Origin of the sequence: Microbacterium sp. NPDC089987 (assembly GCF_044748505.1) — a bacterium.
Lineage (GTDB): Bacteria > Actinomycetota > Actinomycetes > Actinomycetales > Microbacteriaceae > Microbacterium.
In genome coordinates, this window is the sequence record NZ_JBIVGE010000001.1 from 237,386 (window position 1) to 263,135 (window position 25,750).

Below are 25,750 nucleotides of genomic sequence, written 5' to 3' on the forward strand. Positions count from 1 at the left end.
GCGGCGCTGAGTAGCGTCAAGACATCATGTGCGGATGCGATGGGGCATCCGGTTCATGCGAAGAAGCATTCCACAGAGAGGCACACCATGCTCCACAGCACCCGCAGGCGAGGCTTCGCACTCGCCGCCGGCGCCGCCGTCGCAGCGATGCTGCTGACCGGCTGCGTCGCCAGCCAGCGTGACGACGACAAGGGCTCCAAGTCGTCCGGCGATGTCGACAGCACCTTCGTCTTCGCCGCATCGGCCGACCCGCAGGGCCTCGACCCCGCTCTCGCACAGGACGGCGAGACGTTCCGCGTCTCGCGTCAGATCTTCGAGGGCCTCGTCGGCACCAAGCCCGGCACCGCAGACCCCGCTCCGCTGCTCGCCGAGTCGTGGGAGTCGTCCGACGACGGCATGAGCCACACCTTCGACCTGAAGACCGGTGTGACGTTCCAGGACGGCACGCCGTTCAACGCCGAGGCCGTCTGCTTCAACTTCGAGCGCTGGTACAACTGGACCGACCTGCTGGCGTCCGAGGCGCTCGGCTACTACTACAACAAGCTCTTCCACGGCTACAAGAGCAACGCCGCCGACGCCGTCTACAAGTCGTGCACGCCTGACGGCGACGACAAGGTCACGATCGAGCTGAACAAGCCGTTCGCCGGCTTCGTCGCCTCGCTCTCGCTGCCCGCCTTCAGCATGCAGAGCCCCTCGGCGCTCGAGGAGTTCAAGGCCGACGAGGTCGGTGGCACCGCCGAGGCTCCGGTCCTCTCGGAGTACGCGAAGGGCCACCCGGTCGGCACCGGTCCGTTCCAGTTCGACTCGTGGGCGCCGGGTGAGAACGTCACCCTGAAGGCCTACGACGACTACTGGGGTGAGAAGGGGCAGATCGAGGAGATCGTCTTCCGGGTCATCGGCGACCCGACCGCCCGCCGCCAGGCTCTCGAGGCCGGCGACATCGACGGCTACGACCTGGTCGGCCCCGCCGACACGAAGGCCCTGGATGACAAGGGCTTCAACATGGTCTCGCGTCCGCCGTTCACGGTGCTGTACCTCGGCTTCAACCAGGCCGTTCCCGAGCTGCAGGACATCAAGGTCCGTCAGGCTCTGTCGTACGCGGTCGACAAGGACGCGCTCATCAAGCAGGTCCTGCCCGAGGGCACCGAGAAGGCCACGCAGTTCGTGCCGCCGGTGGTCAATGGCTACAACAAGGACGTCACGACCTACGACTACGACCCTGCCAAGGCGAAGTCGCTGCTCGAAGAGGCCGGCTACACGGCCGACAAGCCGCTGACGCTGACCTTCAACTACCCGGTCAACGTCTCGCGCCCCTACATGCCGGACCCCGAGCAGATCTTCACCGTCCTGGCGAAGCAGCTCGAGGAGGCCGGCGTGAAGGTCAACGCGCAGACCGACGCGTGGAGCCCGGACTACCTGGAGAAGATCTCCAGCACGCCGAACCACGGCATCCACCTGCTCGGCTGGACCGGCGACTACAACGACACCGACAACTTCGTCGGCGTGTTCTTCGGACAGCAGAGCGCGGAGTGGGGCTTCGACAACGCCGAGCTGTTCTCGGCGCTCACCGACGCCCGCGGCATCTCGAACATCGACGAGCAGACCGCCGCGTACGAGAAGATCAACGAGCAGGTCGCCGAGTTCATCCCCGGTGTCCCGCTCGCCCACCCGGCTCCGACGCTCGCCTTCGGCGAGCGCGTGAAGAGCTATCCGGCGAGCCCGGTGAACGACGAGGTCTTCTCGGAGATCGTCCTCACCAAGTGATGCCCGCCACGTCGTCCGCTCTCACTGGATGCGCTTCGGCAGGCTCAGCGTCCCAAGATGGGTCCCTGAGCCTGTCGAAGGGCCCTGAGCCTGTCGAAGGGCCAGTGAGAGCGGGCGACGTGCCCTGACGGAGAACTTCGTGCTGCGAACAATCGGCAAGCGGCTGCTGCTGCTCATCCCCACCCTCTTCGGCCTCAGCATCCTGCTGTTCGCCTGGGTCCGCGCCCTTCCGGGCGGACCGGCGGTCGCGCTGCTCGGCGAGAAGGCCACGCCCGCCGCGGTCGAGCAGGTGAACAAGCTCTACGGCTTCGATCGCCCGCTCATCGAGCAGTACGTGACCTGGATCGGGCGGCTGCTGCAGGGCGACTTCGGCTCATCGATCGTCACCTCCCGCCCGGTCGTGGAAGAGTTCTTCCGCCGCTTCCCGGCCACGATCGAGCTCAGCGTCGCGGCCCTCATCTTCGCGGTCGGCGTCGGCATCCCGCTCGGATACTGGGCGGCGCGGCGCCACGGCAAGTGGGCAGACCACACCGCGGTGATCTCGAGCCTCATCGGAATCACGATCCCGGTGTTCTTCCTGGCGTTCATCCTGAAGTACATCTTCGCCGTGCAGCTGGGCTGGCTGCCTTCCGACGGCCGGCAGAGCCCGCGGATCAACGCGACGCACGTCACCGGCTTCTACGTCTGGGACGGCATCATCACCGGCGAGTTCGACGCGGCCTGGGACGCCCTGCTGCACCTCGCGCTGCCGGCGCTGGCGCTGGGCACGATCCCGCTCGCGATCATAGTGCGCATCACCAGGGCGAGCGTGCTCGAGGTGCAGAACGCCGACTACGTCCGCACCGGCAAGGCGAAGGGCGTGGCACCGGGAACCTTGCGCAGCCGATTCATCCTGCGCAACGCGATGCTGCCGGTGATCACCACGATCGGCCTGCAGACCGGCCTGCTGATCTCGGGCGCGGTGCTCACCGAGACCGTGTTCGCCTACCCCGGCATCGGATCGTTCCTCGCGCAGTCGATCTTCTCGCGCGACTTCCCGGTGCTGCAGGGCTTCATCATCTTCATCGCGATCGCGTACGCGCTGATCAACCTGGCCGTCGACGTGTCGTACAGCCTGATCGATCCGAGAGTGAGGGTCCAGTGATGAGCGCAGTGCTTCCACCCGCACAGGGCGGCGAGGTGCTCGACACCGTCGCCGTCGCACAGGCCGATCTGAAGACCGGCGGCGGATTCTGGCACGACGTCCTCCGGCGGCTGCGACGAAACCCTGCTGCCTGGGTCGGCCTCGCCATCGTGCTGCTCTTCGTGCTGGTCGCGGCGCTCGCGCCGCTGCTGGCGCCGTACCCCGAGCGCGCGCTGCCCGGCACCGAGCACATCACCCCGACCACCATCCCCGGAATCGGCGAGATCGACGGGTTCCCGCTGGGGCTGGACCGCTTCGGCGGCGACGTGCTGTCGAAGCTGATCTGGGGTGCACAGGCCTCTCTGCTCGTCGGCGTCGTCTCGACCGCACTCGGCCTGGTCGGCGGCATGCTGCTCGGCCTCCTGGCCGGCACCTTCGGCGGCTGGGTCGACACGCTGATCATGCGCATCGTCGACATCATCCTCTCGGTGCCCAACCTGCTGCTGGCCGTGTCGATCGCCGCCATCCTCGGGCAGACGCCCTCCGCGGTGATGATCGCCATCGGAGCGTCTCAGGTGCCGATCTTCGCGCGCCTGCTGCGCGCCTCGATGCTGCAGCAGCGCTCGGCCGAGTACGTGCTCTCGGCGCAGACCCTCGGCCTCGGCCGCGGTCGCATCACCATGTCGCACGTGCTGCCGAACGCCATCGGTCCCGTCATCGTGCAGGGCACGCTGACCCTGGCCACCGCGGTGATCGACGCGGCCGCGCTGTCGTTCCTCGGTCTCGGCGGCGGTCGCCCCGAGACGGCGGAGTGGGGGCGGATGCTGACCTACGCGCAGGCCGAACTGGCGATCGCGCCGCAGCTGGCCTTCCTCCCCGGCATCTGCATCGCGGTGACCGCGCTGGGCTTCACGCTGTTCGGCGAGGCGCTGCGTGAGGCCATGGACCCCCGGACGCGTGCGCGATGAGGAACGAGAACATGAACACGAATCCGGATGCCGTGCGCCAGCCGCTGCTGCAGGTGTCGAACCTCGCCGTCGACTTCGGCACCATGGACGGCGTCGTTCACGCCGTCGAGGGCGTCGACCTCGAGATCGCCCCCGGTGAGACCGTCGCGATCGTCGGCGAGTCGGGCTCGGGCAAGTCGACCACCGCGATGGCCGTGATCGGTCTGCTCGCCTCGGGCGGGCGGGTGGCCGGCGGCAGCATCATGCTCGACGGACGCGAGCTGGTCGGCATCTCCGAGAACGAGATGCGCAGGATCCGCGGACGCGACATCGGCATGGTGCCGCAGGACCCGATGTCGAACCTCAACCCCGTCGCCAAGATCGGCACGCAGGTCGCCGAGACGCTGCTCGCCCACGGCCTCGCCAACCGCGGCAACGTGCAGCAGAAGGTCGTCGAGGCGCTCTCTGCCGCCGGCCTTCCCGACCCCGAGCGTCGCGCCAAGCAGTACCCGCACGAGCTGTCGGGCGGGCTGCGTCAGCGCGCCCTCATCGCCATCGGTCTGGCCTGCCAGCCGCGCCTGCTCATCGCCGATGAGCCCACCAGCGCGCTCGACGTCACGGTGCAGCAGACGATCCTCGACCAGCTCGACGAGATGACCCGCGAGCTCGGCACGGCCGTGCTGCTGATCACGCACGATCTCGGTCTCGCCGCCGAACGCGCGCAGCGCGTCGTGGTCATGCACCGCGGGCGCGTGGTCGAGCAGGGCCCGGCCCGCCAGATCCTCGAGGATCCGCAGCACCCGTACACGCAGAGCCTGGTGAAGGCGGCGCCGTCGATCGCCGCGGCGAGGCTGCAGCCGGAGGTGTATGGCACAGCAGACCAGGAGGCGACAGGCTCAGCAACCCAGAATGGGTCCCTGAGCCTGTCGAAGGGTGCTTCGACAGGCTCAGCAACCCAGGAGGCGACAGGCTCAGCAGACAACATCGTCGAGATCGAGGGGCTGCGCAAGGTGTACCCGATCCGCGGCCAGGCGGAGGACTTCGTCGCCGTCGACGACGTCTCGCTCGCGATCCCGCGCGGCACGACCGTCGCGATCGTGGGGGAGTCCGGCTCGGGCAAGACCACGACCGCGCGCATGCTGCTCAAGCTGATCGAGCCCACGGCCGGCACGATCCGCTTCGAGGGCAACGACATCGCCAAGCTCGACCGCGCGCAGTCGCGCGAGTTCCGGCAGCGCGTGCAGCCGGTCTTCCAGGACCCGTACTCGAGCCTGAACCCGATGTTCACGATCGAGCGCCTGATCGCCGAGCCGCTGGAGTTCTACAAGCGCGGCAGCCGCGCCGAGCGTCGCGCGCGGGTGCGCTCGCTGCTCGACGACGTCGCGTTGCCCCATTCGATGCTGCAGCGCTATCCGTCGGAGCTGTCGGGCGGTCAGCGCCAGCGTGTCGCCATCGCACGGGCCCTCGCCCTCTCGCCGGATCTCATCGTCTGCGACGAGCCGGTCTCGGCGCTTGATGTGCTCGTGCAGGATCAGATCCTCACGCTGCTGGGCGATCTGCAGAAGGAGTACGGACTCAGCTACCTGTTCATCTCGCACGACCTCGCGGTGGTGCGCCTGATCAGCGACTACGTGTGCGTCATGAAGGACGGTGCGCTCGTGGAGGCGGCGAGCTCGGAGGAGATCTTCACGAACCCCCGCGACCCGTACACCCGCCGGCTGCTGGCATCCATCCCCGGCAACGAACTCGGCATCGCGTCCTGACTCCGGTGCGGGGGAGTCAGCCTCGCAGTTGCGGGTCGCGCGCCCAGCGCCGCGCGAGCGAGCGCACGCGCAGGGCACGCGCCTGCCAGGAGACCCAGAGCACCGGCCAGAGCAGGACGGCGTTCGGCCCGTCGAAGGTGAGCCGGTCGCGCCAGAGAGTCCGCCCCGCCCGGCCGGGCGCGGGGGAGACCGCCATCTGGTGATCCCACACGTCGAGTCCGCCGAGCGGGCCGGTGAGCGGGATGCCGCTGTCGCGCAGGATCCGCACCGGCCCGTCCGGCCCGTCGACCGTGCGGTCGCTGATGTGGATCAGCTGCGTTCCGACCGGGATGCGTCCGAGCGCGGCGAGGCGCACGGGGACCTCGTCGCCGGGCATCCAGCGCTCCGGCAGGCCTTCGGCCAGCAGTGGCTGCATCTGCAGCAGGGGAGCGTAGAGCTCGCCCACGATGCGCGGCGAATGCAGCGCGCGCCAGGCGGTGTCGGCGTCGCAGTCGATGGTGAACTTCAGCACGATGCGCATACTGCAGTGTCGCTCATACCCCAGCATCCGGCATTGGTCAAGGATTCCGCTTGCCATGTCGTGAAATCGTGCGTATAGTTGGTAGTTGCGCTCGCTTCTCCGTGCCCTCATATGGTGGTCGGCATCCGTTGAGCTCTCGAGCGCGTTCTCCACCGACGTCTAGGAATCGACCAGCCCCTGCACGGGCTCACGGAGGTTACTCCCTTGGCTGCTGCTCGCAACGCATCCACATCCACCACCAACAAGAACGGACGCGGAGTCTCCCGCCTCTCGTTCGCCAAGATCTCCGACACGCTCGACGTCCCGGATCTGCTGGCACTGCAGACCGAGTCGTTCGGCTGGCTCGTCGGCAACGACGACTGGAAGGCTCGCGTCGCCGAGGCCAAGAAGTCCGGCCGCAGCGACGTCTCCGAGGTCTCGGGTCTCGGCGAGATCTTCGAGGAGATCTCCCCGATCGAGGACCTCGGCGAGACCATGCAGCTCTCGTTCACGAACCCGTACCTCGAGCCCGAGAAGTACTCGATCGACGAGTGCAAGGAGCGCGGCAAGACCTACGCCGCCCCGCTGTACGTCGAGGCCGAGTTCATGAACCACCTCACCGGTGAGATCAAGACCCAGACGGTCTTCATGGGCGACTTCCCGCTGCAGACCGGCAAGGGCACATTCATCATCAACGGCTCCGAGCGCGTCGTCGTCTCGCAGCTCGTGCGCTCGCCCGGTGTCTACTTCGACAAGACCCCCGACAAGACCAGTGACAAGGACATCGTCACCGCTCGCGTCATCCCCAGCCGCGGTGCGTGGCTCGAGTTCGAGATCGACAAGCGCGACCAGGTCGGCGTGCGCATCGACCGCAAGCGCAAGCAGTCCGTCACCGTCTTCCTCAAGGCGCTGGGCATGTCGAGCGAGCAGATCCTCGCCGAGTTCGCCGGCTTCCCCTCGATCGAGGAGACCCTGGCGAAGGACACCATCCTCACTCAGGAAGACGCGCTGCGCGACATCTACCGCAAGCTGCGTCCGGGCGAGCAGGTGGCCGCCGAGGCCGCGCGCTCGCTGCTCGACAACTTCTACTTCAACCCGAAGCGCTACGACCTCGCCAAGGTGGGTCGCTACAAGATCAACCAGAAGCTCGGTCTCGCAGCTCCGCTCACCGACTCGGTGCTGACCGTCGACGACATCGTCGCGACCATCAAGTACCTGGTGCGCGTGCACCGCGGCGACGAGACGTTCGAGGGCATCCGCGGCGGCAAGAAGACCGAGATCCGCATCGCGACCGACGACATCGACAACTTCGGCAACCGTCGCATTCGCGCCGTCGGCGAGCTGATCCAGAACCAGGTCCGCACCGGTCTGTCGCGCATGGAGCGCGTCGTCCGCGAGCGCATGACCACGCAGGACATCGAGGCGATCACCCCGCAGACCCTGATCAACGTGCGCCCCGTCGTGGCCGCGATCAAGGAGTTCTTCGGCACCTCGCAGCTGTCGCAGTTCATGGATCAGAACAACCCGCTCGCGGGCCTGACCAACAAGCGCCGTCTGTCGGCCCTCGGCCCCGGTGGTCTCTCGCGTGACCGCGCCGGCGTCGAGGTGCGAGACGTGCACCCCTCGCACTACGGCCGCATGTGCCCGATCGAGACCCCGGAAGGCCCGAACATCGGCCTGATCGGTGCGCTCGCGACCTTCGCGCGCATCAACTCGTTCGGCTTCATCGAGACCCCGTACCGTCGCGTCGTCGAGGGTGCCGTCACCGACCAGATCGACTACCTCACGGCAGCCGAGGAGGTCGACTTCAACATCGCTCAGGCGAACGCACCGCTCGACAAGAACGGCCGCTTCACCGAGAGCCACGTCCTGGCCCGCCCCCGCGGCGGATCGGGTGAGGTCGACCTGTTCCTGCCCGAGGAGATCGGCTACATGGACGTCTCGCCGCGCCAGATGGTGTCGGTCGCGACCTCGCTCGTGCCGTTCCTCGAGCACGACGACGCACAGCGCGCGCTCATGGGCGCCAACATGCAGCGTCAGGCTGTGCCGCTGCTGCGTTCGGACTCGCCGCTCGTCGGCACCGGTATGGAGGGCTACACCGCCATCGACGCCGGCGACGTCATCACTGCGCAGAAGGCCGGTGTCGTCAGCGAGGTCTCGGCAGACCGCGTCGTGATCATGCTCGACGACGGCGGCACGCAGGAGTACCACCTGCGCAAGTTCGACCGCTCGAACCAGGGCACCTCCTACAACCAGCGCGTGATCGTCAGCGCCGGTGAGCGCGTCGAGGTCGGCGAGGTCATCGCCGACGGTCCCGCCACCGAGAACGGCGAGCTCGCGCTCGGCAAGAACCTGCTCGTCGCGTTCATGCCGTGGGAAGGCCACAACTTCGAGGACGCCATCATCCTCAGCCAGGAGCTGGTGAAGGACGACACCCTCTCGTCGATCCACATCGAGGAGTACGAGGTCGACGCCCGCGACACCAAGCTGGGCAAGGAGGAGATCACCCGTGACCTCCCCAACGTCAGCCCCGAGCTGCTGAAGGACCTCGACGAGCGCGGCATCATCCGCATCGGCGCCGAGGTCCGCCCCGGCGACATCCTCGTCGGCAAGGTCACGCCGAAGGGCGAGACCGAGCTGTCGGCCGAGGAGCGCCTGCTGCGCGCCATCTTCAACGAGAAGAGCCGTGAGGTTCGCGACACCTCGCTGAAGGTTCCGCACGGTGAGCAGGGCACGATCATCGCCGTCAAGGAGTTCGACGCCGAGGAGGGCGACGACGAGCTGGGCTCGGGCGTCAACCGCCGCGTCGTGGTCTACATCGCTCAGAAGCGCAAGATCACCGAGGGCGACAAGCTCGCCGGCCGCCACGGCAACAAGGGTGTCATCGCGAAGATCCTGCCCGTCGAGGACATGCCGTTCATGTCGGACGGCACGCCGGTCGACGTGGTGCTGAACCCGCTGGGCATCCCGGGTCGAATGAACTTCGGCCAGGTTCTCGAGACCCACCTCGGCTGGATCGCCAAGACCGGATGGAAGGTGGAGGGCGACCCCGAGTGGGCCGTCAAGCTGCCGGAGAACGGTCGCGACGTCGCCCCCGACACCAAGGTCGCCACCCCGGTGTTCGACGGTGCCAGCGAGTCCGAGATCTCGGGCCTGCTCGACTCGACCCTGCCGACTCGTGACGGCGTGCGCCTGATCGACTCGTCGGGCAAGACGCTGCTGTTCGACGGCCGCTCCGGCGAGCCGTTCCCGGCTCCCGTGTCGGTCGGCTACATGTACATTCTGAAGCTGCACCACCTCGTCGACGACAAGATCCACGCTCGCTCGACGGGCCCGTACTCGATGATCACCCAGCAGCCGCTCGGCGGTAAGGCGCAGTTCGGTGGACAGCGCTTCGGTGAGATGGAGGTGTGGGCTCTTGAGGCCTACGGCGCCGCATACGCGCTGCAGGAGCTGCTGACGATCAAGTCCGACGACATCCTCGGCCGCGTCAAGGTGTACGAGGCCATCGTCAAGGGCGAGAACATCCAGGAGCCCGGCATCCCCGAGTCCTTCAAGGTGCTCATGAAGGAGATGCAGTCGCTCTGCCTGAACGTCGAGGTGCTCTCGGCTGACGGCACCGCTGTCAACCTGCGGGACACCGACGACGAGGCCTTCCGCGCAGCGGAGGAGCTCGGCATCAACATCTCCAGCCGTTTCGAAGCCGCGTCGATCGACGAGATCTGATCTCGGTCCTCGACAAGCGACAGATTTTTTCTACACAGGAGAACTAGTGCTCGAATCAACCACTTTCGATGAGCTTCGAATCGGCCTGGCCACCGCTGACGACATCCGCGGATGGTCCTTCGGTGAGGTCAAGAAGCCCGAGACGATCAACTACCGCACGCTGAAGCCCGAGAAGGACGGTCTCTTCGGAGAGCAGATCTTCGGACCCTCCCGCGACTGGGAGTGCGCCTGCGGCAAGTACAAGCGTGTCCGCTTCAAGGGCATCGTGTGCGAGCGCTGCGGCGTGGAGGTCACCAAGAGCTCCGTCCGTCGTGAGCGCATGGGTCACATCGAGCTCGCCGCTCCCGTGACGCACATCTGGTACTTCAAGGGTGTTCCGTCGCGTCTCGGCTACCTGCTCGACATGGCGCCGAAGGACCTCGAGAAGGTCATCTACTTCGCCGCCTACATGGTGATCTCGGTCGACGAGGATGCTCGTCACCGCGACCTCGCCACGCAGGAGAACAACATCCGTCTCGAGCTGAAGACGCTCGGCGACCGCCGCGACGCGAAGATCGCGGAGCGGATGGCGAAGCTGGAGGAGGAGCTCGCTGCCCTGGAGGCAGAGGGTGCCAAGGCCGACGCCAAGAAGAAGGTCAAGGACGCCGCCGAGAAGGAGATGACCCTCACCCGCAAGGGTGCCGACGAGGCCATCGCCAAGCTCGAGCGCGTGTGGGAGGACTTCCGCACGCTCGAGGTGGGCGCGCTGCGCCCCGAGGACGACGTGTTCCACGAGCTGCAGGACCGCTTCGGTCAGTACTTCGAGGCGCACATGGGTGCCGAGGCGATCAAGCGTCGCCTCGAGACCTTCGACCTTCAGGCCGAGTCCGAGAGCCTGCACCTGCAGATCTCGGAGGGCAAGGGCCAGCGCAAGATCCGTGCGATCAAGCGCCTGACCGTCGTCAGCTCGTTCCTCGAGACCGGCATGAGCCCGGCCGCGATGGTCCTCGACGTCGTCCCGGTGATTCCGCCGGAGCTGCGTCCGATGGTGCAGCTCGACGGTGGCCGCTTCGCGACCTCCGACCTGAACGACCTGTACCGCCGTGTGATCAACCGCAACAACCGTCTTCGTCGTCTGATCGACCTCGGCGCCCCCGAGATCATCGTCAACAACGAGAAGCGGATGCTGCAGGAGGCCGTCGACGCGCTGTTCGACAACGGCCGCCGCGGTCGTCCCGTCACCGGCACCGGCAACCGCGCCCTGAAGTCCCTCAGCGACATGCTGAAGGGAAAGCAGGGTCGTTTCCGCCAGAACCTGCTCGGCAAGCGCGTGGACTACTCGGGCCGTTCGGTCATCGTCGTCGGCCCGCAGCTGAAGCTGCACCAGTGCGGTCTGCCCAAGCAGATGGCTCTGGAGCTCTTCAAGCCGTTCGTGATCAAGCGCCTGATCGACCTCGGTCACTCGCAGAACATCAAGGCGGCCAAGCGCGCCGTCGAGCGCACCCGCCCCGAGGTCTGGGACGTGCTCGAGGAGATCATCCGCGAGCGTCCGGTGCTGCTGAACCGTGCGCCCACGCTGCACCGTCTCGGCATCCAGGCGTTCGAGCCGCAGCTCGTCGAGGGCAAGGCCATCCAGCTGCACCCGCTCGTCTGCGCGGCGTTCAACGCCGACTTCGACGGTGACCAGATGGCTGTGCACCTGCCGCTGTCGGTCGAGGCTCAGGCCGAGGCCCGCGTGCTGATGCTCGCCTCGAACAACATCCTCAAGCCGTCGGACGGCCGTCCGGTCACCCTGCCCTCGCAGGACATGATCATCGGTCTGCACCACCTGACCACGGTCAAGGAGGGCGCTGCCGGTGAGGGTCGTGCGTTCGGCTCGGTCTCCGAGGCGATCCTGGCCAAGGACGAGGGCACCCTCGACCTGCAGGCGAAGGTCCGCATCCGCATCCCGGGTCTGACCTTCCTCGAGGGCGAGGCCCCCGAGGGCTACGAGCGTCACGGTCTCGTCGACGCGTCGCTCGGTCAGGCGATCTTCAACGGCGCGCTGCCGAAGGGCTACCCCTTCGTGCGCGGCCAGGCCGACAAGGGCAAGCTGTCGCAGATCGTGAACAAGCTGGCCGAGGAGTACCCCAAGGTCGAGACGGCCGCCACGCTGGACCGCATCAAGGATGCCGGTTTCCATTGGGCGACCCGCTCGGGCGTCACCGTCGCGCTCAGCGACATCCTCACCCCGCCGAACAAGGCCGAGATCGTCGCCGGCTACGAGAAGCAGGCCGCGAAGGTCCAGTCGCAGTACGACAAGGGTCTGACCACGGATGTCGAGCGTCGTCAGGAGCTCATCAAGATCTGGACCGAGGCGACCGACGAGGTCCAGGCCGCGATGCGCGAGCACTTCCCCGAGGACAACACCATCAACCGCATGGTGACCTCCGGTGCTCGTGGTAACTGGCTGCAGATCCGCAACATCGCGGGTATGCGTGGTCTGGTGAACAACCCCAAGGGTGAGATCATCCCCCGTCCGATCATCTCCTCGTACCGCGAGGGTCTGTCGGTGGCGGAGTACTTCATCGCGACGCACGGTACCCGTAAGGGTCTGGCCGACACCGCTCTGCGTACCGCCGACTCGGGTTACCTGACCCGTCGTCTGGTGGACGTGTCGCAGGACGTCATCATCCGCGAGCAGGACTGCGGCACGTCGAAGGGCCTCGAGCTCCCGATCGCCGCTCCGAACTCGCAGGGTGTGCTGACCCGCGACGCGAACGTCGAGAACTCGGTGTTCGCCCGCACCCTGGCATCCGATGTCGTCACCGAGGCGGGCGAGGTCGTCGCCTCCGCCGGCGACGACGTGGGTGACGTGCTGATCGACAAGCTCGTCGAGGCCGGCGTCGAGACCATCAAGGTCCGCTCGGTGCTGACGTGCGACTCGGCCGTCGGTGTCTGCGCGCAGTGCTACGGCCGTTCGCTCGCGACCGGAAAGACCGTCGACATCGGCGAGGCCGTCGGCATCATCGCCGCTCAGTCGATCGGTGAGCCCGGTACCCAGCTGACGATGCGTACCTTCCACACGGGTGGTTCGGCCTCGGCCGACGACATCACCCAGGGTCTGCCGCGTGTGCAGGAGCTCTTCGAGGCGCGTACCCCGAAGGGTGCATCCCCGATCGCCGAGGCCGATGGCCGCATCACGATCGAGGAGACCGAGAAGGCCAAGAAGGTCATCCTCACGCCCGACAACGGCGACGAAGAGGTGGTCTACCCGGTGCTGAAGCGTGCGACGCTTCTCGTCGAGGACGGCCAGCACGTCACCGTCGGTCAGCCCCTGCAGGTCGGCACGCTCGACCCCAAGGAGGTCATGCGCGTCATGGGTGCCCGCGAGGTGCAGAAGTACCTCGTCGGCGGTGTGCAGGGTGTGTACCGCTCGCAGGGTGTGCCGATCCACGACAAGCACATCGAGGTCATCGTTCGCCAGATGCTGCGGAAGGTCACCGTGGTCGACCACGCTGACACGACGCTGCTTCCGGGTGAGATGGTCGACTCGAAGCGCTACCAGCAGATCAACCGCGAGGCCGTGGCTGAGGGCAAGCGCCCCGCGTCGGGTCGCCCGGAGCTGATGGGTATCACGAAGGCGTCGCTCGCGACCGAGTCGTGGCTGTCGGCGGCATCCTTCCAGGAGACGACCCGCGTGCTCACGCAGGCCGCCATGGAGGGCAAGCGCGACCCGCTGATCGGTCTCAAGGAGAACGTCATCATCGGAAAGCTCATCCCCGCCGGAACCGGTCTGTCGAAGTACCGCGACATCACGGTCGAGGCGACGGAAGAGGCCAAGAGCGAGCGCTACCCGAACCGGATCTTCGCATCCGACGGTGCGTACGCCGACGGCGACTTCGGCTACGTCGACTTCGACGCGTTCTCGACGGACGACATCACGCCCGGCACCTACAACTGAGTGCTGATGTGAGTCGGAAGGCCCCGGCCCCTCTTCGGAGGGCCGGGGCCTTCCCCGTGCCCGGTGGCCGGCGTGGGCGGGGCGGCGCGTGAGCTTTTGGTTGCGAGCATTCGACGGCGAAACTTGCGTTCCAGCACGAGACTTGCGCTCTGAGAGCTCGTCTCATGCTGGAAAGCAAGTCTCGCGGCTGGCAAGGTCAGGGCCAGAGCGCTTTGACGATGCTCGACGTGTAGCCCGCCGGCGCGAGGTTCGAGTAGCGGGTGTCGATCAGCAGACCGTCGCGCCAGAAGAGCGTGCGACCATCGGTGACGGGGTACAGCTCGTTCTGCCAGCTCTTCTCGCAGCGGGTGCCCCCGTCGGGCGTGTAGCAGGTGAAGCCCTCGCTGTCGGCGAGACCGTTGAGCATGTCGAGCGCCGGCCCGCGATCCATTCGCGAGATGGTCGTCGTGAGTCCGGTGGTGTCGGCGGCGGGGTGGCCCCAGTTGCAGACGAGGGAGTCGCCGAGCAGCCCGCTGTCGCCGAAGGCGGGATCGTTGAGCGGCACGCCGTCGAGCTGCGCCAGCACGTCGGCTGAGAGGATCTCGCGGCAGTCGCCCGGCAGCGGCATGAGCGTCGGCGTCGGCGTCGGCGTTGGTGACGCGGCGGTGGACGCCGAACCGGATGCCGAGGGCGCAGCGCTCTTCGACGGCTTCGCCGCATCGTCGGGCCCAGCGGAGGTGCAGCCCGCCAGCAGCGTGACGGATGCCAGGATGAGCGCGACTGCCGCGCCGGCGCGGAGCTTCATGCTGTCAGGGTAGGCCCGCCGTGCCTTCGGCGCGAGCGCCTCGCCGTCATCCAGTCTCGCGCGTCCGCCACTCCCGTTGACGCACCGCCCGCGGTACCCTCACAGCATGACTGCTGTGGTGATCGGGGATGCCCTGATCGATGAGATCCGTGGTGCCTCCGGAGTGCGCGAGCTGGTGGGCGGAGCCGCGTTGAATGTCGCCGTCGGCCTGCGCCGGCTGGGGGTCGAGACCACGCTCATCGCGATGGTCGGCGTTGATGAGGCGGGTGAGCACATCCGCGAGTACCTGCGAGACCACGATGTGCGCCTGATTGAGAGCGCCGCCCCGCTCGGGTCATCGCGGGCGGTCGTGACGCGGTCGCCCGCCGGCGAGCCGCAGTATGCCTTCAACGATGCGGCTCGCGGCCGAAGCATCCGGTACGGCGACGCCGCGCGCGAGGCGATCTCGACGGCCGATGTCGTGGCGATCAGCTGCTTCCCGTTCGACCGGAGCGATGAGGTGGATGCGCTGGTCGACGCGCTGCGGGATGCCCGCATCGCCCTCGACCCGAACCCCCGCAGCGGCATGATGAGCGATGTCGCGGAGTTCGTTCGCGGGTTCGAGCTTCTCGCCGCCAGGGCCGCGCTGGTGAAGGTCGGAGCCGACGATGCGACTCTGCTGTACGACGGTGATCTCGACGCGCTGCGCGACCGCCTCCGCCGGCTCGGAGCCGGCGCTGTTCTCGCCACCGCGGGCGCCGACGGCGCGGTCCTCGAGACCGATGCCGGTGTCTTCCGCGCCCCGATCGCGACGCTTCCCGGCCCGGTGACCGACACGGTCGGCGCGGGAGATGCGACCCTGGCATCCGTCGCCGCCGCCCTGTCGCACGGCGAGCCGAAGACGGATGCCGAGTGGCAGCAGCTGCTCGATGATGCGATGCTCATCGCCGCGGCGACCTGCCGCGCTGAGGGTGGTCTGCTGCGCACGCCGGAGTCGCTGCACGAGGCGGAGCGGGGCGTGTTCGGCAGCTGATCGCTCGATTTCTCACCGCCGCCGGTGACCGGTATGCTTGATCTTCGCGCCCCCGGTTGGCTGAGAAAGCCGGACGGGTGTGCACTGGCAAGTTGCCCGAGCGGCCAAAGGGAGCTGACTGTAAATCAGCCGCGTAAGCTTCGGGGGTTCGAATCCCTCACTTGCCACACCGGGCTATTCCCGTATCTCAGGAATTTCATTCCCGTAACTCGGAAGCCCAGGTCAACGAGAGAAGAGCCACCGGAAACGGTGGCTCTTCTCTTTTCCCAGTTCCTTTTTGCCTTTTCGGTCCTCAGCTGCCGAGCCCTGCTGCATCGGAATTGGTAAGGAACATGCGAGCTGGACGGAGCAGGGTCTCCGTTCAGCTCAACGCTCACGCGTGATGCCAGTCCCACCCCGGCTCGATGGTCGCTTCCGCCGCGATGAGCACGCCATCCGCGGGCACCGCCTCCCAGACGTCGTCCTCATCACCCGCGTGGGGTTCTGCGTCGATGAACTTCAGACAAAGGGCGAGGTCGAGTGGCGGCTGAGGTCTCGCTCGTGGCCGTCGCTCAGGAGAAGCAGCGCGGCCTGGTCGCGCAGACTCCTGGCGAGCATCTCGACCATGCGGTCTCCGGCGTCTGGGGTGGCACGGTGCATCTCGACGATGCTCGCGGCACATCTGGCACCCAGTCGTACGTGTCTTCGTCGTGCCCGACGGTCCGCTGCCCACCGGCGTGTCCGCGTTCACGGCGTCCGGTTGCATCTTGATGCTCCGCTCGGTCATGACGGCTTCGAGCCGCGGCAACATGAGGTGCAGCATCGCCGACCACTCGTCCACAAGCACGCCGTCGCCCTTGTCGAGGGAGTGATAGAGGTCCCACTGTGCGATGCGGCCGGCGTTCATCGCGGCGACGATGAGCGTCGTGATGAATCCGTGGGCCGCCTGTCCGGTGAGTTCCGTGTTCTGGGCCATGAGGGCATCGTTCGCATCCCGGAAGCCGAGCCGGAAAGACGTCTCCTTGTTCACGCTTTCGGTGTACGCCATCTACCACTCGGACGTGCCGTAGGCGTAGATCTGCTCGGACTTGTGGACCGGCACGTTCGGTCGCGGAGCCTCGAATCGTCGGCGAGCGGCGAGGAGGGCGTCGCGTCGCTTCTTGAGCCTGAACTTGTGGCCCGCGTGGAGTGCGCTTTGCCCGTCGGGCTTGCGGTTGTGCATCTGCGCCTCGTGAAAGCCCTTGTTGGCCTGAGGAGAGGCTGGGGGGCCTCCGGGCGGCGCGGCTTCCATCGTCGCCGACACGTGCGGTCAGCGACGGAACGATGGTACTTGGGAACGTGGAGCGCCGTGGGGTAGGATTCAGATGGGCTTTACCCATCCGTGACATATCTCATTCGTGGTATTGTCAGCATGGATCAAGGAGATGACCATGAAGAACATGCAGGGTTTCGTCGCAGCCGGTGAAGTCGTGGCCGACGAGCGAGCGCGCATCGCCTTCGGCAAGACCGGGGTCCGCCGCGACGACCGCTACGCAGTCGCTGTGAACGACGACGGTGAGATCCTCCTCACGCCGCTGGTCTCCATCCCCAAGCGCGAACTCATCGTGTGGGAAAACCAGCTCGTCAGGCAGGACCTGGCAGAGGGGCTGCGCCAGAGCGCCGCCGGCGAGGTCGTCAGCCTCGGCAGCTTCGAGGAGTTCGCCGACGACGAGATCGACGAGGAAGACGACGAGGTCTAGGTTTTGAGCTTTGACCTCTCGTTCACGAAGAAAGCGAAGCAGCAATTCGAGCAGCTTGACACCCCGTCTAGCCAGGTGCGGTTCAAAAAGGTGCGCAAGACTCTCGGTCTTCTGCAGCGCGACCCGAGATACAACGGACTGAACTCACACAAGTACAGTTCCATCTCGGGCGCGAACGGCGAAGAGGTGTGGGAGTCGTACGTCGAGAACCGCACCCCGAGCGCGTGGCGGGTGTTCTGGCATTATGGTCCCGGGGACGGGAAGATCACGATTGTGAGCATCGCTGCCCATCCCAACTAGGGAGGGTGTCGGATGGATGCAGAGTCGCGGCTGATAGCCGAGGCAGTGGTGACGTATGCCGATTCCTGCACACTCCCTAAGCTCACGCCGGGATGCCCGTATTACCGCACTGAGGACGGAACTCCCACTTGCTCCGAAGAGTGCCGCGCTCTGTCGCAGAAACTTGGCGTGCAGAGCCGCGGTGAGTACCAGACGCAGATCGGAGGCCTCATCATGCACGGTCGCGCCATCCCCGTGCGCTCCGCTGGCGGGATGCGGGATTATGACGCCACCCGTGAATACATCACCGACCGTGACAAAGAACCGCGACACCAGAGCACGGCCTCGTTATTGCTGTCGCTGAACAATGCGCTGGTCACGAATGCGCTGACGGGCACAATCACACGATTGGATGACGCACTGCGCCTCTGGGGCGAGGCTGAGCGACGCATCGAAGCAATCGAGTCTGTGTTCCACAGCGGGATCGCACAGCAGGTTGCGTCGGCGGTCATCGTTAGAGTGACGCTTGAGTACCTCAACAGGGAAGGCCGTGTCGACATCGAGGACGTAATTGGCGCTCCTGAATTTGACAGCACCGCGGGCTGGTGGGACGCCGCCACGCTGTCCGCGGAAGATACGGCGCGTACGATTCGGCGCGGTCACGCAGACACCTCGAGCAAGCGACTACTCCGCACGGCCCTTCCGCACCTTTTTGACGACGAGGCCGAGTTGGACGAACTGGTCCAGCATCCCGTCATCGCCCATTCACTCACCTCGACATTCCGACGGCGAGTAGTGCGGTGGCTGACAAACATAATGTCGGTCGACCTTGCCGGAGCTCTCAGCGTGAGACCTCCCCACGCCCCACTCTTCGCCGCACACGAGCCCACGCCCACCACCGATCCAGTGGGTCTCTGGCTTTGGGAGCGTTTTACCGTCACCCGCGTCGAAGAGTGGAGTGCCGGCTCCCTCGCACTCGAGTGGGATTGGGCGTCGAACGGCAGTGATGTGCGGTGCGACTCGCGCGCGATGGCGGAACGAGTGGTTGACGCGGACACAACCAGCCGCCTTGCGATGACGCGCAGCCTCGAACGGTACTCCGGCCCCGTCTACGTTCACGGGTTCGTTTCTTCCGAGTACGCCGAGCGCGCCTCGAACTTGCTGGTCACGGGGCAGTGGGAGGAGGCGAGTCGGATCTTCGAGGGGCTAGTCGAACTGTCTCCGGGAGACGCGGAGGCATGGAATAATCTGGGCTTCTGTAGCCTCGCCGCAGACTCGGAAGACGCTATCGTCATGCTCCGGCGAGCTGAGGCGCTAAGCCGGACGCCGTCTCTGCTCACCGCGGCGAACATCGCGCTCGCCCTACATCTCACCGGCGAGGACGGGGAGGCGCTGAAGACGGCACGAGAAGCACTTGAATGGGAGAGCCCGGTCGGCGCCGGCAGCGCGTGGTTGTGGGAGCACCCCGTCGCGGACGACTACGACGCTGAGCTCGCCCTCGGCGACTTCCCGAATGTCCGTGATTACCTCGAGAATCTTCTTCGCCACATCGAGGAGGCGTCCTGTGACCAGCGTCCGGGAAGCGGTACCGACGTCGCGGTGTCGAACTCCTAGTGCAGTCACGTGCGCCCCATAGCCACTCTCGGTGGGACCATCGATCTCAGCGCCTCCGACACGTTGCTGATGGAGGTCGAGAACGCACTCGCCTTCTGGTACTTCTACGGCAGGCACCCACACCGCGCATTGAGCGGGATGCTGCAGTTCATGATTAAGGCCTCCGACTTCCGATACGTCGACCGCGGCTCTTATTGGCGTTTCACTCGGGAGCAGACCGAAGACATGCTCCGCACGCTGTGGGCCGGAGAGGCCGACGACGTCCTACGGCGCATGCAGAACTAGGGGAGTGTCGTGCCCACTCAGGACGAACTGAAGGTCACTGTGGGGCGTCTGCTGCTGCTCGAGGACGCCCTGTGGATCGGTGACATCCTGGCCAGTGCTCGACGGCACAATGGTCCAGCGCAGGCGATGGTCCCTCTCCTTCTATCGGGGCACGCCGCACGGGTCGTCTACGAGGGCCGTGAGCTGCTGACGTCGCCGAACAAGAATGTTGCGCTTCCCGATTTCGTGGACCTGCTCCGACCGGAGCTTCACTCCTCCATCCCACCCGCTCGGCACGCGACGAAGATGCTCGACAACGCGGTCAAGAAGGGGCAGCCCGTCAACGAATACGAACTCGACATTCACGAGGCGTGGATGTCGCAGCGCACCGAACTGATGTCGAAGGTTCGGAGGGGCTTCTCCTGGCTGCAACCGGATCTCGGTTTCTACACCCTAGGCGGCGCCGTCGTCGGCGCAACGATTCCGCTTCACCTGCGATTCCGGCTCGATGAGGTTCCAGTTGAGAACCGACCGGCTCACTTTCGAAAGCTCGGTCTGGACCTCTACACATCTCTCAAGGTCTTCAGCTACCTGTCCGGCAAGAACGACGCCATCACCCCGAGCTTGGATCTGACGGCCATGGACTCCATCAGGGACAACGACCGTTCCGTCAATCGGTATCTGAAGCGCGGATATGACGGGGTTCGGAGCATAGATCAGCGACTGCTACTTCTGCTCATTGAGTCGGAGGTCAACACTGCTGCAACGCTGATACCGCTTGTGACCGGACCTCACGTCACGGCAGCTTTCCGGGCACGGCTCATCAGCCTTTGGCACGCGCTGTCGTCGGTGAGGAAGATCCTCGCCGCGGACCCGGCGCGCACCTCGCCCGCGGCGACACGCGTCCGCGAGGTAGCGGATTCGGTCGATGCACGGCGCTTGTCTGCCAAGGGAATGGACTTGGTGAGAAACCGAAGCATGCACTACGAGATCAGAGGGAAGACGCAGTTCGCGTTCTCCAACGGGCCGATGTTCGGCATCATCGAGAGTGTGACGGGCGAGACGTTCGGCAGGCTCGACACCGTCGTGCGGGACGTGAGCCAGGACATGAGCGCCGCGCTTCGAGAGTGGCGGAACTCCCGATGGGCCCCGAGCGGAATTCGTGCCCACGTCGGTCCAGCGTCGAGGCTCTCGCGGAAACGCGTCCTTGCACGGCCTCCGCTACCGTGAACGCATCGAGGCAAGTCGTTCCCGGGCTCAGCCGGCGTTGCGAACCAGGATGCGCCAGCGCTCGGGACCCTCGTCGAGGTAGCGCGTGTGGAAGGTGTCGCCGTGCTTGCCGCGCAGCTGGGTGAGCAGCGGGACCGGATCGTGCGTCGCCGAGATCACCAGGGCGCTGCCGGGCCGGAGCGACTCGATCGCACCGAAGATCGCCGCGTGGCGCACCGCGTGTGGGATGGCCTGCGCGTCGAGCTCGGGCAGCTCCTCGTCGTGGCCGCCGCAGGCGCAGCCCGTGCTGCCGGCCATCTGGGTGGTGGCTTCGGAACGTGACCGGTGGATCTCGATGCTTCCCATGATTTTCTCCGTCTCCGCGAGGTGGGGGTGTGCGATCGATTTTATTACACTGGATACCGTGGAAAATATCGAGTCGGCCGGAGAAAAGCCCGTTCGCCGCGGCGCCGACGGCAGCCGGTACTCCTCGACGCGCGAGCGGATCCTCCGCGAGGTGGAGTCGCGCGTCTCGGCGTCCACGTCCGACATCGTCGCCGCCACCCGCCTGCACGAGAACACGGTGCGCGAGCACCTGGAGCGCCTGCGCCTGGACGGCCGCCTGCGGCGGGTTCGCGCCGAGGTGCAGGGTCGGGGTCGCCCCGGCTGGCGGTGGCAGGCGCCGCCGCCTGACACCGTGAACCCCTACGCCGGGCTCGCTCTCGCGCTCGCCGACACACTCACTAGGGTCGCCGCCGATCCTGCCGGGCAGGCCCGCGCCTCGGGTGAGCAGTGGGGCGCGGAGATTGCTGCCCAGCATCCGGATGCCGCAGGCGACCCCCGCACGATGGTCGTCGACCTCATGCGCGAGCAGGGCTTCGCGCCGGCGGACGACGGCGACGAGATCCGGCTGCACCGCTGCCCGCTGCTGTCGGCGGCGGCCCGACGCGCCGACGTCGTCTGCGCCGTGCACGAGGGGATGATCGCGGGCATCCTCCGCTCTCGCGATGCGGCGGCGGATGCCACGCTGCTGCCCTTCCAGGCCGACGGCGCCTGCGCTCTGCACCTGCGGACCGCATCGTGACCGGCGCGCACCGCCCCGCCGCCTCCGCCGAGAAACCACGTTCTGCGCGAGAAATCACCCCGCGCGTGGTTTCTCACGACGGAAGTGGTTTCTCACGGGGGTCAGGGCGCGCCCGCCGCCGCCCCGGCCTGCGCCTGGTGTGGATGCTGCCCGCCGGCCTCGCCCTGCTCGCCGGGCTCGACGCCGGCCTGCTGCTGCTCGGGCTTCCCGCTCCGGTGACCGCCGAGCGGTTGCCCGACGTGCACGGGATGCTGCTCGTGCTCGGCTTCGTGGGCACGCTGATCAGCCTGGAACGCGCCACCGCTCTCGCTCGCCCACTCGGCTACCTCGCGCCGGCCCTGCTCGGCATCGGCGGTGTTCTGCTCGTCGTCCCCGCCGTGCCGCTGGTCGTCGCGAAGATCGTGCTCGCCGCGGGCGCGGCATCCTTCCTCGTCCTCTACGTCCCGCTGTGGCGGCGGCAGTACGACCACGGTCTGCTCACCCAGCTGCTCGCCGCCGGCCTGGCGCTCTCCGGAGCGCTCATCTGGATCGGGCAGGACACGATGACCCGCGTGATCCCGTGGCTCATCGGGTTCCTCGTGCTGACCATCGCCGCCGAGCGGGTGGAGCTGGCGCGCATCACGATGGGGCCGCGGGCGGGCATCCGGCTCCTCCTGCACGGCTGGGCGGTGACCGCGGCGCTCGTCGTCGGACTCGTGTTCCCCGATCTCGGGGCCATCGCACTCGGTCTCGCGCTGCTCTCGCTGACCGGCTGGCTGATCGCGCATGATGTCGCCCGCCGCACCATCCGCGCGACGGGCGTGACGCGGTACATGGCGGCGTGCATCCTCGCCGGGTATGTCTGGCTCGCGGTCGCGGGACTCGTGCTGCTGCTCGGGATGCCCGAGGCGCAGCCCGCCTACGACGCGGTGATCCACGCGATCTTCCTCGGCTACACGTTCTCGATGATCATGGCCCACGCGACGACGATCCTTCCCGCCGTGCTGCGCATCGCCCTGCCGTACCGCCCCGCGTTCTGGGCGCCGATCGCGCTTCTGCAGGTGGCGCTGGTCGTGCGCGTCTGGTTCGGCGACGGGCTGGGGATGCCGGTGGCCTGGCGCATCGGGGGAGTGCTCGGCGTCATCGCCCTGCTGCTGTTCGTGGTCACGGCCGTGGGCAGCGCGGTGCTCGGGCCGGCTCCGGTGGCCGGTCGCGCACGGCCTGCCGGGCCTCGGACGGCGAATCAGGGCGCGCACCCCCGGGAGGAGAACTCCGGCATGGGCGGACGGATGCTGCGCGTCGGCCCTTCGATCAGCGAGATCTCCTCCGCACTGGGGGCGCCGGGAGCACCGGTGGCACCGGGAGCCCCGGGCGCAACTCCCGCCCCTAAGGGAGACACACCATGACGAAGAACCGCGGCTTCTGGCCCATGCGCGACATCCCGACCGTGCTGTGGCTGCTGCTCACGGTGATCGCCGCACTGGCGCACCGCGCGCTGCCCATGCCGGGCTGGCTCATGATGCACCTGCTGCTGCTCGGCGCCGTCACCCACGCGATCCTCGTGTGGAGTCAGTACTTCTCGTTCGCGCTGCTGCGCAGTGCGGCCACCGACCGTGACCGCAGGCGCCAGAGCATCCGGCTCATCCTGTCGAATTCGGCCGCTGCGCTGGTGATCGCCGGCGTGCTGAGCGGCATCTGGGCGGTGACCCTGACCGGAGCCGCCGCGCTGATCGTGGCCGTCGCCTGGCACGCAGCCACGCTCGTCCGACGTATGCGCGGCAGCATGCCCGGCCGGTTCGGGCGCACCATCCGGTACTACATCTCCTCCGCCGCGCTGCTGACGATCGGCGCCGCCCTCGGCGCGTGGCTCGCCCGCGGCGACTCCGCGCCGAACCTCGTGGTCGCGCACGCCCTGATCAACGTGCTGGGCTGGATCGGGCTCACGGTCGCGGGTACGGTCGTCACGCTGTGGCCCACGATCCTGCGCACCCGCGCCGACGAAGGCGCTGCGACCGGGGCATCCCGCGCTCTGCCGGTCCTCGCCGGCGGTGTCGTGATCGCCGCCACCGGCGCCGCACTCGCGCAGCTGCTCGTCGTCGCCGTCGGGCTCGGCGCCTACCTCGTGGGCCTCGTGATCATCTTCGTCTCGCTGATCCGCGCCGCACGGCAGAAGGCGCCGCGCACCTTCGCCGCCCTGTCGGTCGGTGCGGCGCTGCTGTGGTGGGCGGGCGCGGTCGCCGCGGTGGCGGTCGGCGCGGTCCTGGCCGCGCTCGAGGGCAGCGGCTTCACGGCGCTCGACGCCCTCTTGGGACAGGTCGTGCCCTATCTCGCCGCGGGGTTCGCGGCGCAGGTGCTCGTCGGTGCGCTGAGCTACCTCGTGCCCGTGGTGCTGGGCGGAGGCCCCACCCCTGTGCGCGTGGGCACGGCCGGGTTCGACGCGGCGGGCATCCTGCGGGTCACCGTGGCGAACGCCGCGCTCGCCGTCTGCGCCCTGCCGGTGTCGAGCCTGATGCGCGTCGTCGCATCGATCATGTACCTCGTGGCGATGGCGTCGTTCCTCGTCGTGATGTGGCGGGCGATGCGCGCCCAGCGGCGCGCGAAAGCCGCCGGCCCCGTCGGAAACGCCGTTCGCCGTCACGGCCCGATCGTGCCCGAGGGCGAGCAGGCGCCGGGGCGCCGGTCGGGGGAGGCGGTCGCAGGGCTGCTGGCGGTCGTGCTCGTCGCGGCAGGACTCGCCGCGGTCGATCCGGTCGGACTCGGGTGGAGTGCGGCACCGGTGGGAGCGGCGGATGCCCCGGTGCAGACCGTGCAGGTCGAAGCGGCGAACATGCGCTTCACCCCTGACCGCATCGAGGTGCCCGCGGGCACCCGGCTGGTCATCGAGGTCACCAACACCGACGACGAGCAGGTGCACGATCTTGTCTTCGCCAACGGCATCGCCGGCGGCCGCCTGGCTCCCGGCGAGAAGGAGACCATCGACGTCGGTGTCATCACCGCCGATCTCGACGGGTGGTGCTCGATCCTCGGGCACCGGCAGATGGGCATGACCCTGCAGATCGTCGCCACCGGCGCCGAGGCGGGCGCCGCCGCGAATGCGGACGCGGATGCCGGCGGGCACGACATGGGCGGCATGGGCGGCGACAGCGCGAGCGAGCCCGCGGAAACCCTAGACCTGATGGCCGACCCCGGCCCCGGCTTCGAGCCGTTCGATGCCGAGCTGCCTGCGCTGCCGGCATCCGAAGCTCCCGTCACCCGCGAGCTGACCCTGACCGTCCGCGACGAGAAGCGCGAGGTCGCGCCGGGCGTGACCCAGACGCTGTGGACCTACAACGGCACCGCGCCAGGGCCACTGCTGCACGGCAGGGTCGGCGACCGCTTCGTCATCACGCTCGAGAACAAGGGCACGATGGGGCACTCCATCGACTTCCACGCGGGCTCGCTCGCCCCCGATCGGCCGATGCGCACCATCCCGCCCGGCAAGAGCCTCACCTACACGTTCACCGCCACCCGGGCCGGCATCTGGATGTACCATTGCTCGACCATGCCGATGACGGCGCATATTGCCAACGGCATGTACGGCGCCGTGGTGATCGAGCCGGCCGGCCTGCCCGCCGTCGACCGCAGCTATGTGCTCGTGCAGGGCGAGTACTACCTCGGCGATCACGACGGCGGCACGGTCGACCCCGACGGCATCGCCACCCGCGACCCCGACCTCGTCACCTTCAACGGGTATGCGAACCAGTACGACCATGCGCCGCTGCCGGCGAAGGTCGGCGAGCGGGTGCGCGTCTGGGTGCTGGATGCCGGGATCGAGCGCCCCAGCAGCTTCCACGTCATCGGCGGCCAGTTCGACACGGTCTGGGCGGAGGGCGCATACCTGCTCGACCACTCGACCGACACCGGTTCGCAGGCGCTGGCGCTGCAGCCCGCGCAGGGCGGCTTCGTCGAGCTCACCTTCCCGGAGGCTGGCACGTATCCGTTCGTGTCGCACTTGATGATCGACGCCGAGCGCGGAGCGCACGGTCTGTTCGCGGTGGGGGAGTAGCGCCCGAGCCGCGGGGAC

General features: G+C 67.5%; 18 protein-coding genes and 1 tRNA gene. 15 read left to right on the plus strand and 4 right to left on the minus strand.

Annotated elements, in window-relative coordinates; translation table 11 throughout:
• The first annotated feature begins 87 nt into the window (after positions 1–87).
• The 4 genes from ACIPV2_RS01200 (at position 88) to ACIPV2_RS01215 (ending at position 5,597) form a co-directional block, all read left to right on the plus strand.
• A complete protein-coding gene (locus ACIPV2_RS01200; RefSeq protein ID WP_400837362.1) occupies positions 88–1,764 on the plus strand; it encodes an ABC transporter substrate-binding protein in 1,677 nt (558 codons plus the stop codon).
• A gap of 139 nt (positions 1,765–1,903) precedes the next feature.
• On the plus strand, positions 1,904–2,908 hold the full coding sequence (locus ACIPV2_RS01205; protein ID WP_101188137.1) for an ABC transporter permease: 1,005 nt from the start codon (positions 1,904–1,906) through the stop codon (positions 2,906–2,908).
• Positions 2,908–3,855, plus strand: coding sequence for an ABC transporter permease (locus tag ACIPV2_RS01210; RefSeq protein WP_101188138.1), 948 nt, complete (start codon positions 2,908–2,910; stop codon positions 3,853–3,855). Before ACIPV2_RS01205 ends, ACIPV2_RS01210 begins: the two co-directional genes overlap by 1 nt.
• Positions 3,856–3,866: 11 nt before the next feature.
• Complete coding sequence (locus tag ACIPV2_RS01215; RefSeq protein WP_400837366.1) at positions 3,867–5,597, plus strand: ABC transporter ATP-binding protein; 1,731 nt, start codon at positions 3,867–3,869, stop codon at positions 5,595–5,597.
• A gap of 16 nt (positions 5,598–5,613) precedes the next feature.
• Here the strand turns inward: ACIPV2_RS01215 and ACIPV2_RS01220 are convergent, their stop codons facing one another.
• Complete coding sequence (locus tag ACIPV2_RS01220; RefSeq protein WP_400837369.1) at positions 5,614–6,117, minus strand: hypothetical protein; 504 nt, start codon at positions 6,115–6,117, stop codon at positions 5,614–5,616.
• Between the two features lie 204 nt (positions 6,118–6,321).
• On the opposite strand from ACIPV2_RS01220, the gene ACIPV2_RS01225 reads away from it, so the two are divergent.
• Both ACIPV2_RS01225 and rpoC read left to right on the plus strand, forming a co-directional pair.
• The gene (locus tag ACIPV2_RS01225) at positions 6,322–9,822 is read left to right on the plus strand and encodes a DNA-directed RNA polymerase subunit beta (protein WP_400837372.1); all 3,501 of its coding nucleotides are present in this window, start codon (positions 6,322–6,324) and stop codon (positions 9,820–9,822) included.
• 46 nt (positions 9,823–9,868) lie between these two features.
• Positions 9,869–13,744 carry a DNA-directed RNA polymerase subunit beta' gene (rpoC, locus tag ACIPV2_RS01230; protein WP_400837375.1) on the plus strand — a complete coding sequence of 1,292 codons (3,876 nt, stop codon included), beginning with the start codon at positions 9,869–9,871 and terminating at the stop codon, positions 13,742–13,744.
• 196 nt (positions 13,745–13,940) lie between these two features.
• Here rpoC and ACIPV2_RS01235 read toward each other — a convergent pair whose 3' ends face one another.
• Positions 13,941–14,528 carry a hypothetical protein gene (locus tag ACIPV2_RS01235; protein WP_400837378.1) on the minus strand — a complete coding sequence of 196 codons (588 nt, stop codon included), beginning with the start codon at positions 14,526–14,528 and terminating at the stop codon, positions 13,941–13,943.
• A gap of 106 nt (positions 14,529–14,634) precedes the next feature.
• On the opposite strand from ACIPV2_RS01235, the gene ACIPV2_RS01240 reads away from it, so the two are divergent.
• A complete protein-coding gene (locus ACIPV2_RS01240; protein WP_400837381.1) occupies positions 14,635–15,540 on the plus strand; it encodes a carbohydrate kinase family protein in 906 nt (301 codons plus the stop codon).
• Between the two features lie 86 nt (positions 15,541–15,626).
• Positions 15,627–15,707, plus strand: a tRNA-Tyr gene (locus ACIPV2_RS01245).
• A gap of 206 nt (positions 15,708–15,913) precedes the next feature.
• Here the strand turns inward: ACIPV2_RS01245 and ACIPV2_RS01250 are convergent.
• On the minus strand, positions 15,914–16,567 hold the full coding sequence (locus ACIPV2_RS01250; protein ID WP_400837384.1) for a hypothetical protein: 654 nt from the start codon (positions 16,565–16,567) through the stop codon (positions 15,914–15,916).
• Positions 16,568–16,949: 382 nt separating this feature from the next.
• Here ACIPV2_RS01250 and ACIPV2_RS01255 point away from each other — a divergent pair, with 382 nt between their 5' ends.
• The 4 genes from ACIPV2_RS01255 (at position 16,950) to ACIPV2_RS01270 (ending at position 20,645) form a co-directional block, all read left to right on the plus strand.
• Positions 16,950–17,258, plus strand: a complete 309-nt coding sequence (locus ACIPV2_RS01255; RefSeq protein WP_400837387.1) for a hypothetical protein — start codon at positions 16,950–16,952, stop codon at positions 17,256–17,258.
• A gap of 312 nt (positions 17,259–17,570) precedes the next feature.
• Entirely contained in the window at positions 17,571–19,151 is a 1,581-nt protein-coding gene (locus ACIPV2_RS01260; protein ID WP_400837389.1) for a tetratricopeptide repeat protein, read from the plus strand.
• Positions 19,152–19,220: 69 nt separating this feature from the next.
• Positions 19,221–19,436 (plus strand): hypothetical protein, encoded by a 216-nt coding sequence (locus ACIPV2_RS01265; protein ID WP_400837392.1) that lies wholly within the window; start codon positions 19,221–19,223, stop codon positions 19,434–19,436.
• Positions 19,437–19,445: 9 nt separating this feature from the next.
• A complete protein-coding gene (locus tag ACIPV2_RS01270) occupies positions 19,446–20,645 on the plus strand; it encodes a hypothetical protein (RefSeq protein WP_400837395.1) in 1,200 nt (399 codons plus the stop codon).
• Between the two features lie 27 nt (positions 20,646–20,672).
• Here the strand turns inward: ACIPV2_RS01270 and ACIPV2_RS01275 are convergent, their stop codons facing one another.
• Positions 20,673–20,990, minus strand: a complete 318-nt coding sequence (locus ACIPV2_RS01275) for a DUF2249 domain-containing protein (RefSeq protein WP_400837398.1) — start codon at positions 20,988–20,990, stop codon at positions 20,673–20,675.
• A gap of 58 nt (positions 20,991–21,048) precedes the next feature.
• On the opposite strand from ACIPV2_RS01275, the gene ACIPV2_RS01280 reads away from it, so the two are divergent.
• The 3 genes from ACIPV2_RS01280 (at position 21,049) to ACIPV2_RS01290 (ending at position 25,732) form a co-directional block, all read left to right on the plus strand.
• Positions 21,049–21,708, plus strand: a complete 660-nt coding sequence (locus ACIPV2_RS01280) for a helix-turn-helix transcriptional regulator (protein ID WP_400837401.1) — start codon at positions 21,049–21,051, stop codon at positions 21,706–21,708.
• 65 nt (positions 21,709–21,773) lie between these two features.
• Positions 21,774–23,093: a hypothetical protein gene (locus ACIPV2_RS01285; protein WP_400837404.1), complete on the plus strand. Its 1,320-nt coding sequence runs from the start codon at positions 21,774–21,776 to the stop codon at positions 23,091–23,093.
• The gene (locus ACIPV2_RS01290; RefSeq protein WP_400837407.1) at positions 23,090–25,732 is read left to right on the plus strand and encodes a multicopper oxidase domain-containing protein; all 2,643 of its coding nucleotides are present in this window, start codon (positions 23,090–23,092) and stop codon (positions 25,730–25,732) included. The genes ACIPV2_RS01285 and ACIPV2_RS01290 overlap by 4 nt, the downstream gene beginning before the upstream one ends.
• Positions 25,733–25,750: the final 18 nt, after the last annotated feature.

What these genes read in the sequence shown, in the direction of transcription:
- ACIPV2_RS01200 (WP_400837362.1), top strand. Translation starts at nt 88, where the DNA reads ATGCTCCACAGCACCCGCAGGCGAGGCTTCGCACTCGCCGCCGGCGCC.
- ACIPV2_RS01210 (WP_101188138.1), top strand. Translation starts at nt 2,908, where the DNA reads ATGAGCGCAGTGCTTCCACCCGCACAGGGCGGCGAGGTGCTCGACACC.
- ACIPV2_RS01215 (WP_400837366.1), top strand. Translation starts at nt 3,867, where the DNA reads ATGAACACGAATCCGGATGCCGTGCGCCAGCCGCTGCTGCAGGTGTCG.
- ACIPV2_RS01220 (WP_400837369.1), bottom strand. Translation starts at nt 6,117, where the DNA reads ATGCGCATCGTGCTGAAGTTCACCATCGACTGCGACGCCGACACCGCC.
- ACIPV2_RS01235 (WP_400837378.1), bottom strand. Translation starts at nt 14,528, where the DNA reads ATGAAGCTCCGCGCCGGCGCGGCAGTCGCGCTCATCCTGGCATCCGTC.
- ACIPV2_RS01240 (WP_400837381.1), top strand. Translation starts at nt 14,635, where the DNA reads ATGACTGCTGTGGTGATCGGGGATGCCCTGATCGATGAGATCCGTGGT.
- ACIPV2_RS01250 (WP_400837384.1), bottom strand. Translation starts at nt 16,567, where the DNA reads ATGGCGTACACCGAAAGCGTGAACAAGGAGACGTCTTTCCGGCTCGGC.
- ACIPV2_RS01255 (WP_400837387.1), top strand. Translation starts at nt 16,950, where the DNA reads ATGAAGAACATGCAGGGTTTCGTCGCAGCCGGTGAAGTCGTGGCCGAC.
- ACIPV2_RS01260 (WP_400837389.1), top strand. Translation starts at nt 17,571, where the DNA reads ATGGATGCAGAGTCGCGGCTGATAGCCGAGGCAGTGGTGACGTATGCC.
- ACIPV2_RS01265 (WP_400837392.1), top strand. Translation starts at nt 19,221, where the DNA reads ATGGAGGTCGAGAACGCACTCGCCTTCTGGTACTTCTACGGCAGGCAC.
- ACIPV2_RS01275 (WP_400837398.1), bottom strand. Translation starts at nt 20,990, where the DNA reads ATGGGAAGCATCGAGATCCACCGGTCACGTTCCGAAGCCACCACCCAG.
- ACIPV2_RS01290 (WP_400837407.1), top strand. Translation starts at nt 23,090, where the DNA reads ATGACGAAGAACCGCGGCTTCTGGCCCATGCGCGACATCCCGACCGTG.